13 protein-coding genes and 1 pseudogene are annotated in these 13,737 nt (G+C 71.7%); 3 read left to right on the top strand and 11 right to left on the bottom strand.

All coding sequences use genetic code 11. The annotated features are described in order from the left end of the window. A pseudogene (locus ACWDVW_RS26920) lies at positions 1-148 on the bottom strand (glutamine synthetase); the annotation flags it as partial. 259 nt (positions 149-407) lie between these two features. Here ACWDVW_RS26920 and ACWDVW_RS26915 point away from each other — a divergent pair. Beyond that, positions 408-815 carry an RDD family protein gene (locus ACWDVW_RS26915; RefSeq protein WP_449954110.1) on the top strand — a complete coding sequence of 136 codons (408 nt, stop codon included), beginning with the start codon at positions 408-410 and terminating at the stop codon, positions 813-815. 15 nt (positions 816-830) lie between these two features. Here ACWDVW_RS26915 and ACWDVW_RS26910 read toward each other — a convergent pair whose 3' ends face one another. Further along, the gene (locus ACWDVW_RS26910; protein WP_131055719.1) at positions 831-1,520 is read right to left on the bottom strand and encodes a DUF4191 domain-containing protein; all 690 of its coding nucleotides are present in this window, start codon (positions 1,518-1,520) and stop codon (positions 831-833) included. 210 nt (positions 1,521-1,730) lie between these two features. Continuing rightward, the gene (lipA, locus tag ACWDVW_RS26905; RefSeq protein ID WP_449954106.1) at positions 1,731-2,720 is read right to left on the bottom strand and encodes a lipoyl synthase; all 990 of its coding nucleotides are present in this window, start codon (positions 2,718-2,720) and stop codon (positions 1,731-1,733) included. Positions 2,721-3,193: 473 nt separating this feature from the next. On the opposite strand from lipA, the gene aspS reads away from it, so the two are divergent. Further along, complete coding sequence (gene aspS / locus ACWDVW_RS26900; RefSeq protein ID WP_449954102.1) at positions 3,194-4,480, top strand: aspartate--tRNA(Asn) ligase; 1,287 nt, start codon at positions 3,194-3,196, stop codon at positions 4,478-4,480. A gap of 331 nt (positions 4,481-4,811) precedes the next feature. Here aspS and ACWDVW_RS26895 read toward each other — a convergent pair whose 3' ends face one another. From ACWDVW_RS26895 to ACWDVW_RS26860, 8 genes are all read right to left on the bottom strand, one after another. Then, positions 4,812-5,435: a TetR/AcrR family transcriptional regulator gene (locus tag ACWDVW_RS26895; RefSeq protein ID WP_449954118.1), complete on the bottom strand. Its 624-nt coding sequence runs from the start codon at positions 5,433-5,435 to the stop codon at positions 4,812-4,814. A 10-nt stretch (positions 5,436-5,445) separates the two neighbouring features. Then, positions 5,446-6,120: a DUF4166 domain-containing protein gene (locus tag ACWDVW_RS26890; protein WP_449954099.1), complete on the bottom strand. Its 675-nt coding sequence runs from the start codon at positions 6,118-6,120 to the stop codon at positions 5,446-5,448. Further along, positions 6,117-6,821 carry a hypothetical protein gene (locus ACWDVW_RS26885; protein WP_449954096.1) on the bottom strand — a complete coding sequence of 235 codons (705 nt, stop codon included), beginning with the start codon at positions 6,819-6,821 and terminating at the stop codon, positions 6,117-6,119. Before ACWDVW_RS26885 ends, ACWDVW_RS26890 begins: the two co-directional genes overlap by 4 nt. 100 nt (positions 6,822-6,921) lie before the next feature. Further along, positions 6,922-7,563: a lipoyl(octanoyl) transferase LipB gene (gene lipB / locus ACWDVW_RS26880; protein ID WP_449954094.1), complete on the bottom strand. Its 642-nt coding sequence runs from the start codon at positions 7,561-7,563 to the stop codon at positions 6,922-6,924. Positions 7,564-7,627: 64 nt separating this feature from the next. After that, complete coding sequence (locus tag ACWDVW_RS26875; protein ID WP_449954091.1) at positions 7,628-9,445, bottom strand: DUF2079 domain-containing protein; 1,818 nt, start codon at positions 9,443-9,445, stop codon at positions 7,628-7,630. A 125-nt stretch (positions 9,446-9,570) separates the two neighbouring features. Then, positions 9,571-10,470, bottom strand: a complete 900-nt coding sequence (locus tag ACWDVW_RS26870; RefSeq protein ID WP_449954088.1) for a TIGR01777 family oxidoreductase — start codon at positions 10,468-10,470, stop codon at positions 9,571-9,573. A 202-nt stretch (positions 10,471-10,672) separates the two neighbouring features. Further along, a complete protein-coding gene (locus tag ACWDVW_RS26865; protein ID WP_449954085.1) occupies positions 10,673-12,001 on the bottom strand; it encodes a low temperature requirement protein A in 1,329 nt (442 codons plus the stop codon). Positions 12,002-12,047: 46 nt separating this feature from the next. Next, positions 12,048-12,626: a TetR/AcrR family transcriptional regulator gene (locus ACWDVW_RS26860; protein ID WP_449954082.1), complete on the bottom strand. Its 579-nt coding sequence runs from the start codon at positions 12,624-12,626 to the stop codon at positions 12,048-12,050. A 136-nt stretch (positions 12,627-12,762) separates the two neighbouring features. Here ACWDVW_RS26860 and ACWDVW_RS26855 point away from each other — a divergent pair, with 136 nt between their 5' ends. Further along, a complete protein-coding gene (locus tag ACWDVW_RS26855) occupies positions 12,763-13,704 on the top strand; it encodes an SDR family NAD(P)-dependent oxidoreductase (protein WP_449954079.1) in 942 nt (313 codons plus the stop codon). Positions 13,705-13,737 lie beyond the last annotated feature (33 nt).

The raw sequence follows: 13,737 nt of genomic DNA, 5'->3' as shown, positions 1-13,737 counted from the left end.
GACCATCAGTGAAGAAGTTGTCGTCGACAGACTCCACCGGCAGATTGAAATGCTGCATCACACCGGGCAGGTCACAGAAACGAACGTCGACGAACTTCACGTCCTCGTTCTTGAGGTAACGCAGGAGTTCCTCGGGATTGGCGAACACTCGTCCTCCTGGCACGTCCACGGGGTAGCTAGGCTCCTGGCGACGCTATGGCCGTGCGGTTGCCCGGCCATGTCTCCAGTGTTTCTGCCGTGTTACGTCCCTCGCGTTGTGTCATGTTCCCTGATGGGACGGACCCGATACGCGACGGACTGGTCCGGCTGTGCCAGTGTAGTGAAGATTGCTGCTATTGACCCTTTTCGGTATCACGTGCCGGACCTGCGCCGGGCCCGCACCAGCGTGCTGGCTAGTCTTGTCCGCTGTGACGACCGAGCCACACCACGCGCCGCCGCCCGCCACCGACCCCACCTTCGTCCCGGCCGACCTGGGCCGCCGGTTCGGGGCACTGGTCATCGACTGGGTGCTCTGCCTACTCGCGTCGGGCCTGTTCGCCAGCCCCACCGGCGACCCGTGGGCACCTGTCGTCGTGCTGATCGTGATGTACGGCTTCTTCCTCGGCCTGTTCGCGCAGACCCCCGGCATGTACATCACCAGGATCCGCTGCGTCGCCTGGGCCGACGGCGGACGGATCGGCCTGGTCCGGGCGCTGCTGCGCGGCGTACTGCTGGCGCTTGTCGTCCCGGCGCTGGTGATGGACCAGCACCGTCGGGGCCTGCACGACCGCCTGAGTGGTGCGGTCGTCCTCCCTGCCGTACGCGCCGGGCGCTGACCGCCCGACCCGACCTCAGCGGCCCCGGCTCTGCCGGAAGGCACCGCGCGGCGGGCGCAGGTTCTTCGGGATCGCGCCCTTGGGCATCTGCGGCCGCGCGGTGAGCGCCTTGAGTCGCTTGTCCAGCGAGTTGACGTCCTTGCCGCTGAGGTTGCGCGGCAGCCGCATCAGCGTCATCCGCAGCTTGCGGATCGGTAGCTCGCCCTCGTCCTGGCCGATGACGTAGTCGTAGAGCGGTGCGTTGCCGATCACCTTGGCGAGCCGGCGCTTCTCCTGGCCGAGTAGCCCGCGTACCCGCTGCGGGTTGCCCTCGGCCAGCAGGATCACACCCGGCTTGCCGATCACCAGGTGGACCATGTCCATCTGGGTGGTCGAGCTGACCGCGGGGGAGACCCGCCAGTCGCCCCGCATGTTCTCCATGATCTGCGCGGCGGCCCCCGGCTGCCCCTCGGCGGCGTTCATCATCGCCCGGTTCGACCGCAGGTTGAGCACGATCAGCAGGGCGAGCAGGGCGAAGAGGATGCCCAGCGGCAACCAGAGCCAGCCCCAGATCATGACCGCGACCACGGTCAGCGCGAGCGGGATCAGCACCGCGCCGGCCGCCAGTGGCGCGAACCACTTGTCCTGCTTGGCGGTGAACCGGAACACCAACCCGATCTGCTTCAGCCGCTGGCCGAACGAGACCTTCTCCTGGGGCTTTGCCATGCGGGCAAGTCTAGTGGTCGCCCGCCGTGCGGTTGATCCCCGTCCGGTCCTGCCCGTCGAACGCTGCTCGCCGACCCGTCCTGACCTCGGTCCGTGCGGTCGCCCGCCGGCAAGCCGGCGACTTCCTGGGACCGGCCGCAGGCCCAACCGGCGACTCCCTGGGACCGGCCGGAGGCTCAGCCGGCGACCCGGCTGAGGTCGGCCGCCGGCTCAGCTCGCGACGGCGACGCTTTCCCGGGCGGCCAGGGCCTGCTGGTAGAGGCGGCCGGCGCGGTAGGACGAGCGCACCAGCGGCCCGCTCATCACCCCGGCGAAGCCGATCTCCTCGGCCTCCTCGCGCAGCTCGACGAACTCCTCCGGCTTGACCCAGCGCTCCACCGGGTGGTGTCGGGGGGAGGGGCGAAGGTACTGCGTGATGGTGATCAGCTCACAGCCGGCGGAGTGCAGGTCGCGCAGCGCCTGGGAGACCTCGGCGCGCTCCTCGCCCATCCCCAGGATCAGGTTGCTCTTGGTGACCAGGCCGGCGGCGCGAGCCTGGCTGATGACGTCCAGCGAGCGCTCGTAGCGGAACGCCGGCCGGATCCGCTTGAAGATCCGTGGCACCGTCTCGACGTTGTGCGCCAGCACCTCGGGCCGAGCACCGAACACCTCGGCGAGCTGCTCGGGTACCGCGTTGAAGTCGGGGATCAACAGCTCGACGCCGCAGCCCGGTTGCAGGGCGTGGATCTGCCGGACGGTCTCCGCGTACAGCCAGGCGCCGCCGTCGGGCAGGTCGTCACGGGCGACGCCGGTGATGGTCGCGTACCGCAGACCCATCGAGACCACCGACTCGGCGACCCGGCGCGGCTCGTCGGCGTCGAACTCGGCCGGCTTGCCGGTGTCGATCTGGCAGAAGTCACAGCGGCGGGTGCACTGGTCGCCGCCGATGAGGAAGGTGGCCTCCCGGTCCTCCCAACATTCGTAGATGTTGGGGCACCCGGCCTCCTGGCACACGGTGTGCAGCCCCTCGCGCGAGACCAGCCCGCGCAACTGGGTGTACTCCGGGCCCATCTTGGCCTTGACCTTGATCCACGGGGGTTTGCGCTCGATCGGCGTCTCGGCGTTGCGGGCCTCGATACGCAGCAGTCGCCGCCCCTCGGGGGCGGGCGTCGCGGTACGCGCGGCCTGGCCGGTCGTCTGCGCGGAGTGCTCGATCGTCACAAAACGAGCCTACGCCGGATGGTGGCCGTCGATGAACTGCGGGCGACCGCCGTCACCTGGGAAATCCTGTGACGCCGGACACCGAGGGCGGAAATTACGCGTCACAGGAAGGCCTCGTCGAGTGCTAGCGTTGCCGTTCGAGAGCGACGACGGAGCCGAGTAGCGCCCCGATCCGCCAGTTGAAGAGAGCCGCCGGTTGCTGCGAGGCGGTCTGGCGTCGGGCCGTGAAGACCCTCCCGAGCTGCGGGAAGAACGGCGTGCGATGTGTAAGGAAGGGCACCCTGTTAACGCCTGCGGTAGAGCAGGGGACCCCGCCTAACATCCGCGTTCAGTAGAGCCCGCCCGGCTGGCCCCGGTGAAAAGGCGACGAATGAGGCTCCCGTCTCGACGGGGGCGAAGGTGTGGTGGCACCGCGAGGTTCCCGCTCGCCCACACCTCCCGGGGATCGCGTTGCGATCGACGAGGAGGTAACCGTGCAACGCATCCTGTCCGACCGACTCACCCCGCACACCGGCCGTACCGTCCGGATCGCCGGCTGGGTCCACCGCCGCCGACTGCTCAAGTCGGTGGCCTTCCTGATCGTCCGGGACGCCGCCGGTCTCACCCAGGTGGTGGTCACCGACCCGGCGGTCCGCGCCGAGATCGAGGCGCTGCCCGAAGAGAGCGTCGTCTCCGTCGAGGGCACGGTGGTCGCCAACGCCACCGCGCCCGCCGGGGTCGAGCTGACCGACCCGGTGGTACGCCCGCTCGGGCCGCCCGCCGTGCCGCCGCCCTTCGACCTGTACCGGCCGACGCTCACCGCCAGCCTGCCCACCCAGCTCGACCACGCACCCGTCGCGCTGCGCCACCCGAGCCGTTCGGCCGCGCTGCGCGTCTCGGCGGCGGCGGTGGCCGGTTTCCGGGCCACGCTGGACGCCCAGCGGTTCGTCGAGATCCACACCCCGAAGGTCGTCGGCTCCTCCACTGAGAGCGGGGCGAACGTCTTCGCGCTCGACTGGTTCGGCCGGCCGGCGTACCTGGCCCAGTCGCCGCAGTTCTACAAGCAGCTCATGGTCGGTGTCTTCGAACGGGTCTACGAGGTCGGGCCGGTGTTCCGCGCCGAGCCGCACGACACCGTACGGCACCTGGCGCAGTACACCTCCCTCGACGCCGAACTGGGCTTCGTCACCGACCACCGGGACGTGATGGCGGTGCTGCGGGACACCCTGGCCGGCATGATGGCGACGGTCGACGACCGGGCCGGAGCCGCGCTGGCCACCCTCGGCGTACGACCGCCGGACGTGCCGACGCAGATCCCGGACGTGCACTTCACCGAGGCGCTGCGGATCGCCGGGGCGCCCGCCGACGAACCGGACCTGGCGCCCGCGCACGAACGGGCGCTGGGCGAGTGGGCACGCCGGGAGCACGGGTCGGACTTCGTCTTCGTCACCGGGTACCCGATGGCGAAGCGGCCCTTCTACACCCACCCCGACCCGGACCGGCCGGACTACTCGAACGGCTTCGACCTGCTCTTCCGTGGCCTGGAACTGGTGACCGGCGGGCAGCGGCTGCACCGGCACGCCGACTACCTGGCCGCACTCGCCGACCGGGGCGAGCCGGTCGAGCCGTACGCCGGATACGTCGACGCCTTCCGGCACGGCATGCCGCCGCACGGTGGCTTCGCCATCGGTCTGGAACGCTTCGTCGCCCGGCTGACCGGAGCCGCCAACGTCCGCGAGGTCACCGCCTTCCCCCGCGACCTCCACCGCCTGAATCCCTGACCCCGTCCGTCGCCCGCCGTCCGTCGCCCGCCGTCCGTCGCCCGCTCGCCCGCTCGCCCGCTCGCCCGCTCGCCCGCTCGCCCGCTCGCCCGCTCGCCCGCGTCGATCATGGAGTTGTGGCAGCGGAATCGCGGATGTATTTCCGTTTCGTCACGACCACAACTCCATGATCGCGGGGGAGGGGCTGCGGCCCGGCCGGGGGACGGGCAAGGCGGCGAGCAACCGGCGGGGTGGCGGACGGGTGGCGGGTGGCGGACGGGCGGTGGGTGGTAAGCCGGGCGGTGGGGGACGCCGGGGTGGACGGACGGCGGGCGGGCGAGCGGCGGGTTGCTCAGGTGAGGTGGCGGAGTTTGGCGCGGGCGGCTCGGCGGGCGAGGGGGCCGAGGTCGTCGATCACTTCGACCAGTACGGCGAGCCGTTCCAGGGCGTCGAAGGCGGCGCTGGCACCCTCCGGGTCGACGCCGTCATAGAGTTCCAGGCCGATGAAGGCGGCGCTGACTGCCCGGGCCAGCCCGGCGGGGTCGACGACCGGGGCGATCGGCGAGCCGTCGAGCAGCCGGTGCAGCACCGACTCGATCTCCACCGTCCAGATCCGCAGGGCCGCTGCGGTGGATTCGGCGAGCGTGGGGTCGTTCTGTGCGCCGGCCAGCAGTTGGGCCAGCACCGCCAGGTTGCCCTCGGCCTGTTCTTGGCGGTGCAGGGTACGCCCGACGTCGAGCAGTTCGCGCAGGGACGACACGTCGGCGAGGCGGGCCCGGTACACGGCCACCCGGGCGGCGGTGACGCTCCGGCACGCCTCGGCCAGCAGGTCGTCCACGCTGCCGAAGTGATAGAAGACCAGGGCCTGGTTGACTCCGGCCGTGGCCGCGATCGTACGCGCCGACACGCCGGCGATGCCGTGCTCACGGATCGCGGCGATGGCACCGTCGATCAGTTTGTCCCGGGTGGCCATGATGTCCTCTCGTCTACTCCCGGGGATTCTCGCGCAGCGGCCGTACGGCGGCGGGCACCGGTGTCCGGTGCGACGGGACGTGGTCGACGGTGAAGCTGCCCTCGTAGCCGAAGAGCGGGCCGAACCGGCGGTTGGTGACCCTGACCTCGATGCGGAACCGGTCGGCCCGGTCGTCGTACCACTCGCGTACGCGTGCCTCGCCGGTCAGCGCGGCGGGGCAGGGCAGCCCGTTCGGGAACCGTTGGACCCCGCTGCGGATGGTCAGCCCACCGGCGGCGTCGACGGACGGGTGCAGGTCGACCGCGAGGTGCTGGTGCGTACCCAGATAGTCGACCAGGATCCCGCGACGGGCGCTCCACACCATGGTGGCGTCGAAGCGTCGCCGCCGGTGCGGGGTGACCTGGAAGGTGCGGACGAAGGTCAGCGTGGGGCGGCCGTACGTGTCGGTGTAGGCGTAGTTCTCGATGGTGAACGGGATCTGCCGGCCGGTCTCCGGGAACAGGATGTGCCGCAGGGCGCCGAGGCGCAGGAACGGCCACGTGAAGGCGCCGCCGCGCCAGACCCGGTCCATCGTCCCGGTGCCGACGCAGCCGAGGTCGGTGTCGCCGTCGACCGCGAAGCGGCGGCGCAGGCGCGGGTGCAGGCGGTCGAAGTCGGCACCGAGGGCGTGCTCGAAGACGGAGGTCACAGGCGCTCCAGGAGACGGGGTGGCCGGGCGGCGAGGCGGTCCGGCGGGCGGCGCCGGCAGCGTCGGGCCGCCGGGGTGTGCGGATGTGGGGGCACCAGGCAGGCGACCGCTGCGGCGACGACCAACGCCAGCGCGGCCGGTGTCCGGCCTGCGGCCCCGGCCGCCACGGTGACCGCGACCACCGCGAGCATCCGGAGGGCGACGTCGCGCATCGCGTTGGCCCGGGCGCGTTCCGGTGGTACGCCCGCCGTCAGCCAGAGCCGCAGCCGGTCGAACGACCACGCGGTGGCCCAGCCGAACAGCGGCCGGAAGGCGAGGTCGGCGAGCCGACCCGGGAGACCCCAGCGAGGGGTGTACGAGTAGCCGGTCAGGAACCGGACGCCGTGCGGCCCGGGCAGGTATCGCCAGTGGCCGGAGCCGGCGGCGACGAGTGACCGCGGATCGTCGGAGCCGAACCGCAGCGCCGAGGTGCGGGTGCCGTCGGGCCGCTGGCGCTCCCCGGCGTGGACGCCCCAGCCGCGCACGGTGAGCCCGGGGAGCACGGTGGTGGCGTACCGGAATCGGGTGGGCCGGCTGCCCGGCACCGGGTCGATCCGGCTGAACCGCAGATCCCACCGACGGTGCTCCCCGGGCTCCTGGGTCGCCCACCAGACCTGCTCCATCGGTGCGTCGATGAGCGTCTCGACATAGATGGATCGCATGCCTACCCCCGTTTTGAGCGACTGCTTAAAGGTAGCCGAATTTAAGCACTCGCTCAAGAGGGGGTGCGGGGAGGTCGCCGGTGTGCGGCTGCTCTCGGGATCAGGTGGTGACGATGGTCGGCAGGTGGCGCTCGACGACGGGGAGCACCTCGGCCACGGTGACCGGGCGGCCCAGCTCGGCTGAGAGCGAGGTGACTCCGGCGTCCCGGATGCCGCACGGCACGATCCGGTCGAAGTAGGTCAGGTCACAGTCGCAGTTGATCGAGAAGCCGTGCAGGGTGACGCCCCGGGCGACCCGGATGCCGATGGCGGCCACCTTGCGGTCCGGCCCCCGCTCGTCGGCCGGCACCCAGACGCCGCTGCGTCCGTCGACCCGGGTGGCGGTCAGGCCGAACTCGGCGCACACGTCGATCAGCAACTGCTCGACCCGCCGGACGTACGCGACCACGTCGACCGGGTCGGGCAGGCGCAGGATCGGGTAGCCGACCAGTTGCCCCGGACCGTGCCACGTGATCTTGCCGCCGCGATCCACGTCCACCACCGGGGTGCCATCCATCGGCCGGTCCCACGGCTCGGTGCGCTTGCCGGCGGTATAGACGCTGGGGTGCTCCAGCAACAGCACCGTGTCGCCCTGCTCCCCGGAGACCACGGTCTCGTGCAGGCGGCGCTGCTCGTCCCAGGCGGCGGTGTAGTCGAGGACGCCGGCACGTACGGCCGTCAGGCCGGAGGTCGTCGCGGTCACGCTCACCAGCCTAGACCCGTACTCGCTGGTCACCTCCGGTGAGCCGGCTCACGGGCCGGGCGGCTCACCGCTGCCCGACCCGCCACAGCCAGACGTCCTCGACCCGTTCCGGCTCGCCGAAGAGCAGGGTCAACGTCCGGCGTAGCGCCTCCTCGTCGACCGGCCACTTGGCGCCGTGCACCTCGTCGGGGAGCACCACCGTCTCGATCCGCCAGTGCTCCAGGTCGGCGCGTACCTCCTCGCGGGTGCCCTCGGTCACGATCGGCGGCAGGCCGCTGCGCGCGGCCTGGTCGAGCAGCGCGCCGAACGGACGCGGCACCGGCCCGATCCGGCCGCGGCCGTCGGGCCCGCCGGGGCCGAGGAAGAAGCCGGACGGGATGGCGAACTCGCCCTGCCGGTTCGCCAGCGCGTACGCCTGCCAGCGCTGGCCGTCCGGATAGACGTCGAGGGCCAGCGGCGCCGGGGTCAGCACCCCGCCCGGGGAGACGTAGTCGCGCCACGCGCCGGAGGTGATGAAGCGGGGGATCGGCTCCCGTTCGATGGTGAGCAGCGGCGTCGGGACCAGCGGCACCAGCGCGACCGCGAAGGCGGCCGTCCAGGCCACCGCCGCCGCCCGACCCGGCCGATGGTGGCGGAGCCGGTCCACGGCGAACGCCAGCAGCAGCCCGATCACCGGCGTCACCACCAGCGCGAGCCGCGCGGGCAGCGCCGCGTTCACCACCGGGAGCTGCCCGAGCAGGTCGAACGGCATGGGCAGGTCGGTGCGGTGGCCGTTGACCTTCGCCACCGGCCCGAAGGAGAGGGCGGTGAAGACCACCGCGAGTACGCCCAGCCCCCACAGCGTGGCCCGGCGTCGTGGCGTGGCCGACCGCCACAGCAGGACGAAGCAGGCGACCGTGAGCAGCAGCAGGGGCAGCCCGAAGAAGGAGTTCTCCTCGGTCGGGTTCGGCGCCAGCGAGGTGCCCAGTCCGGCCTCGCCGGCCAGCGAGCGGCGCGGGTAGGCGGCGTACGCGGCGATGTCCTCGGAGTGGATCACCGAGTCGAATCCGGTGCCGTGGAAGCGTTGCGGTCCGGCGAAGTGCAGCCAGAGCGGGTACGCCAGCAGCACCCCGGCGACCACGGTGGTCACCACGAGACCACGGAGGAACGACGGCAGTACGGATCGGGCCTCGACCCGGTTGGCCGGGTGCAGTGCCCAGACCGCGACGAAGAGGCCGAGCCCCAGCGCGGTGAAGAACAGCCCCTCGGCGGCGATGGAGAAGGCGATCGCGACGAGTACGCCGAGGATCGCGCCGTCCCGCAGCGGGTGCGCCGACCGACGCAGCACGAACAGCCGCCACACCAGCAGCGGCACCAGCCAGCCGGCGGTCCAGTTCAAATGGGCGTTGGCGTGCGAGACCATGCCGGGGGAGAAGCCGATGAACAGTCCGCCGACGGCGGCGGCGAGGCGGCTGCCGACGAGGTGCCGGGAGAGCAGCCAGTACCAGGCGACGGCGGTGGCGGCCAGGTTCAGCGTGAGGATCACCAGGAAGGTGGCCGGCGGCCCGATCAGGTACGTCAGCGGGGCGAAGACCACCGCGTACACGGTGATCGAGGTGTTGACCGCGAGGTTGACGCCGTCCGGGACGTTGATCAGGTACGTGAAGAACGGGTTCTCCCCGTGGCTGACCGTGTGCCCGCCGAAGGCCAGCAGCCACTCGAACAGCGCCTGGTCGCTGGAGTTGACCGTGATCGCGCGGCCGTTCGGGTCCCGCCACAGCCCGCTGGTCACCCAGACGGCGAGCGCCAGCGCGATCAACGCCACGATCAGGTCGGCGCGGCGGTCACGGGTGACGCGCGGCGGCGAGGTGGTCAGGGACGCCGAGGACGGGGAGCTGGGCACCTAGCGGACGTTACCAACCTTTGTAAGGAAGGGTCCCCTGCTAACGCCTGGTGCATGTAAAGGGACCCTTCCTAACACCTCAGCAAGGCACGACGGCCGGACGGGGTGGCGGCGGGGGAGCGAGATCAGTCGTGCAGGGCGGCGTGCAGGGCGGTGGGCAGGTCCGGGTGACGGAAGGTGAAGGCGGCCCGGTTGAATACGCCGGGCAGGACCCGCGTACTGGTCAGCGCCTCCTGGGCGAAGCCGCCGAGGACCGCCTTCAGGGCCAACGCCGGGATCGGAACGATCGCCGGACGGCGCAACTGGCGGGCCAGTTCCCGGGTGAACTCGGCGTTGGTGACCGGTGCCGGGCCGACCACGTTCACCGGGCCGCTCAGGTCGCCGTGGGCCAGCAGGAACGTGACCGCGTGCAGCCAGTCGGTCATCGAGATCCACGGGATCCACTGGCGTCCGCTGCCGAGTCGACCGGCGATGCCCAGTTTGAACGGCAGCAGTTGCGGCTTGAGCAGTCCACCGTCGCGGTGCAGTGGCAACCCGGTGCGCAGCCGCACCACCCGTACCCCGGCGTCCTCGGCCGGGCGCGTGGCCGCCTCCCAGACCCGGGCCACGTCGGCCAGGAAGCCCTCACCGGCCGGCGCGTCCTCCTCGACCACGCGGTCCCCGGTGTTGCCGTACCAGCCGATCGCCGAGCCGTTCAGCAGCACCTTGGGCCGGTCGGCCTCGGGCAGGCCGGCGATGGTGATGGCCAGGGTGCTGGTGGTGTCCACCCGGCTGGAGCGGATGAGCTGCTTGTACTGGTCGTTCCAGCGGCGGTCGCCCACCCCGGCGCCGGCCAGGTTGACCACCGCGTCCGCCTCCGCGACCAGCGCCGGGTCGAGCTGCGCCGCCGACGGGGTCCACTGCCGCTCGTCCGGCCGGCGCGGTGGTCGCCGGACCAGCCGGGTGACCTGGTGCCCGTCGGCCACGAGCAGGTCGACCAGTCGGGTGCCGAGGAAGCCGGACGCGCCGGCCATCAGGATCCGCATACAGACATCTTCGGGTACGCGCAGCCGTCCGGCTGGGTCGAGTCGGTCACGCCGATGTCTCGGCTGACCCTCGCGGGTCTGTCGAACGACGAAGTCAGGGGCGGCGCACGTGCCGGACGTCGACCAGTTCCGTCAGACCGGCGAAGTCGTTCGGGTTGGTCGTGTAGAGCGGCAGGCGGAGTGCTACAGGGTGCTACGCATGTCACGGGTGTGGGTCGGGCGGGTTGTCGTGCCAGCGGGCGCGGTAGGCGGCCTCGGCCGCCTCGTGGGCGGTGCGCTCCTCGAAGACCGCCGCGCGCAACGCGTGCCGGCCCTCGGACATCACCACCACCTCGACGACGATCATGCCGACCAGGATCACGGCGAGCACGCCGAGCGCGAGCAGTCCGGGCAGCGGCATCGTGATCGGGATGGCGAGCGCGAGCAGGACTACGGTGCCCAGCCGCAGCCAGGACAGCGTGCGCAGGGTGCGCCACTGGAACAGCATGTTCCCGGCCAGATAGATGAGCACCCCGGAGAAGAGCAGCGGTACGTCCGGCCCCTGCGCCGACTGGCTGATCGGGACGCCGGGCTCGGCGATGTCGTGCACGATGCTCTCGGCGCCGAGGGCGAACAGCAGGATGCCGACGATCATCGGCAGGTAGAGGTAGGCGTACGCGTCCCGGGCCATCAGCACCCGGGGACGGCCCTCGCTGGCGTGCAGCGCGATCCGCGCGGCCGGGCCGATCACGTCGTAGTGGATCCACCACATGGCGGCGCTGAAGACGATCCCGAGCACGGCGGCGGTCACCCCCGGCAGGGTGGGCGGCTGGCCGAGCAGGTTGCTGCCCAGGCCGATGGAGATCACCGACTCGCCGAGCGCGATGATCAGGATCAGGTCGTACCGTTCGGTCCAGTGCTCGGCCGAGGTGACCCCCCAACCCCAGGTCCGGGCCAGCAGTCCGGTGCCGTACTGGAGCAGCACGACGCTGATCCACAGGCCGTCCCGGACCAGCGCCGCCATGTTGTCCTCGGGTAGGTGGCCGGGCAGCAGGGCGGCGACGAGCAGCAGGGCGGTGCTCAGGGTCAGTTCGGGGGCGTACCGGAGCAGCTGGCGGCGTTCCACCGGGTCGTCGCGGACGGCGTGCAGGAACAGCGCCAGGTGCACGGCCCGGATGACCACGTAGCTGACCGCCACCACGATCGGCCCGGCCTCGGTGTCGCCGGAATCCATGAACGCCTGGGGCAGCGCGAGCGCGAAGCAGAACAGCGCGGCCATCCCGGCGATCATCAGGACGGGTACGAAGCCCTCGCCGATGCGTACCCGGGTGGCCACCACCGTGTGCACCACCCAGCACCACCAGAGCACGGCGAGGACCAGCAGGGCGTGCAGCAGTTGCCGGTCGCTGATGTTGGCGGCGGTGGCCCGGGCGATGTTGAAGAAGGAGAAGACGAAGACCAGGTCAAAGAAGATCTCGAACTTGTCGACCCGGGCGCCCGGTGCGATCCCGACCGCCGGTCCCAGCCGTTGCCGCCGGCGCCTGTCGTCCACGGCCTGAGTTTCGCAGTGGCGCAGGTCGCGAGGGGCGCGTTTCGGATCAGCCCGCCGGGCGGTAACGCAATCCGTCCATCAGCAGGTCCAGCAGCCGTCGTGCCTGGTCACGCTGGTCTCGGCCGCCGGAGGCGAGACTGACGCCGCTGAGTCCGACCAGTACGTCGGTGGGGTCGACGTCGGTGCGTACGGTGCCCGCCGCCGCGCCGGCCTCCAGCAGCAGGCCGATCGCGCCGACGAGGCGGTCGCGGCTCTGGGCGTACGGGTTGGCGCCGGAGGCGATCACCAGCCGGAGCGCGTCGGCCATCTCCCGTTTGGTGGTCAGGTAGTCGATGAACCGGTCCATCCACTCCCGGATCGCCTCGGTCGGTGGTAGCCGGTCGCGGAGTTCGGCCGCCGCGTCGCAGAGTTTCGCCAGCTCGTTGCGGTAGGCCGCCTCGACGAGCGACTCCCGGGTGGGGAAGTGGCGATAGAGGGTGCCGATGCCGACCCCGGCGTCCTTGGCGATCGAGTCGAGGGTTACCTCCGGGCCTGCCTGGGAAAACGCCCGGACGGCCGCGTCCAGCAGCCGCTCGCGGTTGCGCTGGGCGTCGGCGCGGAGCGGTCGGGGACCTGTCTGCGGCACGTCTCCTCCTGAACTGGGCCTCGACCCGGGTGGCAAACGGAGGACCCTCCGGTTAGTGTGGTGGTAACGGAGGAGCCTCCGCTTCTCATCGTAGCGGCGGTCCACACCCGCCGCGCCTCTCCGACAAGGATGGATCATGACCATCGGCACGCCTGTCAGCACCCCGTTCACCGCGGAGTCCACCGCGCTGGAGGTCGTCGCGGGCATCGACCTCACCGGTCGCCGGACCGTCGTCACCGGCGGAGGATCGGGCATCGGGGTCGAGACCGCCCGCGCGCTCGCCGCCGCCGGAGCCGACGTCACGCTGGCCGTACGCCGAGCCGACCAGGGCCATCGTGCGGCCGAGGAGATCACCCGTACCACCGGCAACGACCGGATCGCGGTGGCCGCCCTCGACCTGGTCGACCCGGCCTCGGTCGCCGCTTTCGTGGCGAACTGGGACGGCCCCCTGCACATCCTGGTCAACAACGCCGGCATGATGGCCTCGCCCGAGATGCGGACGCCGCAGGGCTGGGAGATGCAGTTCGCCACCAACCACCTCGGCCACTTCGCGCTGGCCACCGGGCTGCGCCCGGCCCTGGCCGCAGCCGGCGGCGCCCGGGTCGTCTCGGTCAGCTCGGCGGCGCACCTGCGCTCACCCGTCGACTTCGACGACATCCACTTCGCGCGGCGCGAGTACGAGCCGTGGACCGCGTACGGGCAGTCCAAGACCGCGAACGTGCTCTTCGCCGTGGAGGCCAGCCGCCGCTGGGCCGACGACGGCATCCTGGCCAACGCGCTGCACCCCGGCGGGATCCGCACCAACCTCCAGCGGTACGTGGACGAGGAGGAGCTGGCCCGGCTGCGCGCCTCCAGCGGCCCGGCCGCCCCCTGGAAGACGCCCGAGCAGGGCGCCGCCACGTCGGTGCTGGTGGCCACCTCGCCGCTGCTCGACGGTGTCGGCGGGCGCTACTTCGAGGACTGCCAGCAGGCCGGGCCGCACGAGCCCGGTACCCGCACCGGCGTCGCCGCGTACGCCGTCGACCCGGAGGCCGCCCAGCGGCTCTGGCGGGTCAGCGAGCAGACCCTGGCGGGCTGAGACCCGTAGGCCCGACGAGCGAGGGCGCCCCGG

It is taken from the genome of Micromonospora sp. NPDC003241 (assembly GCF_053589795.1).
Note: the sequence above shows the minus strand (reverse complement) of the source record. Positions and strands in the feature narration are given on the sequence as shown.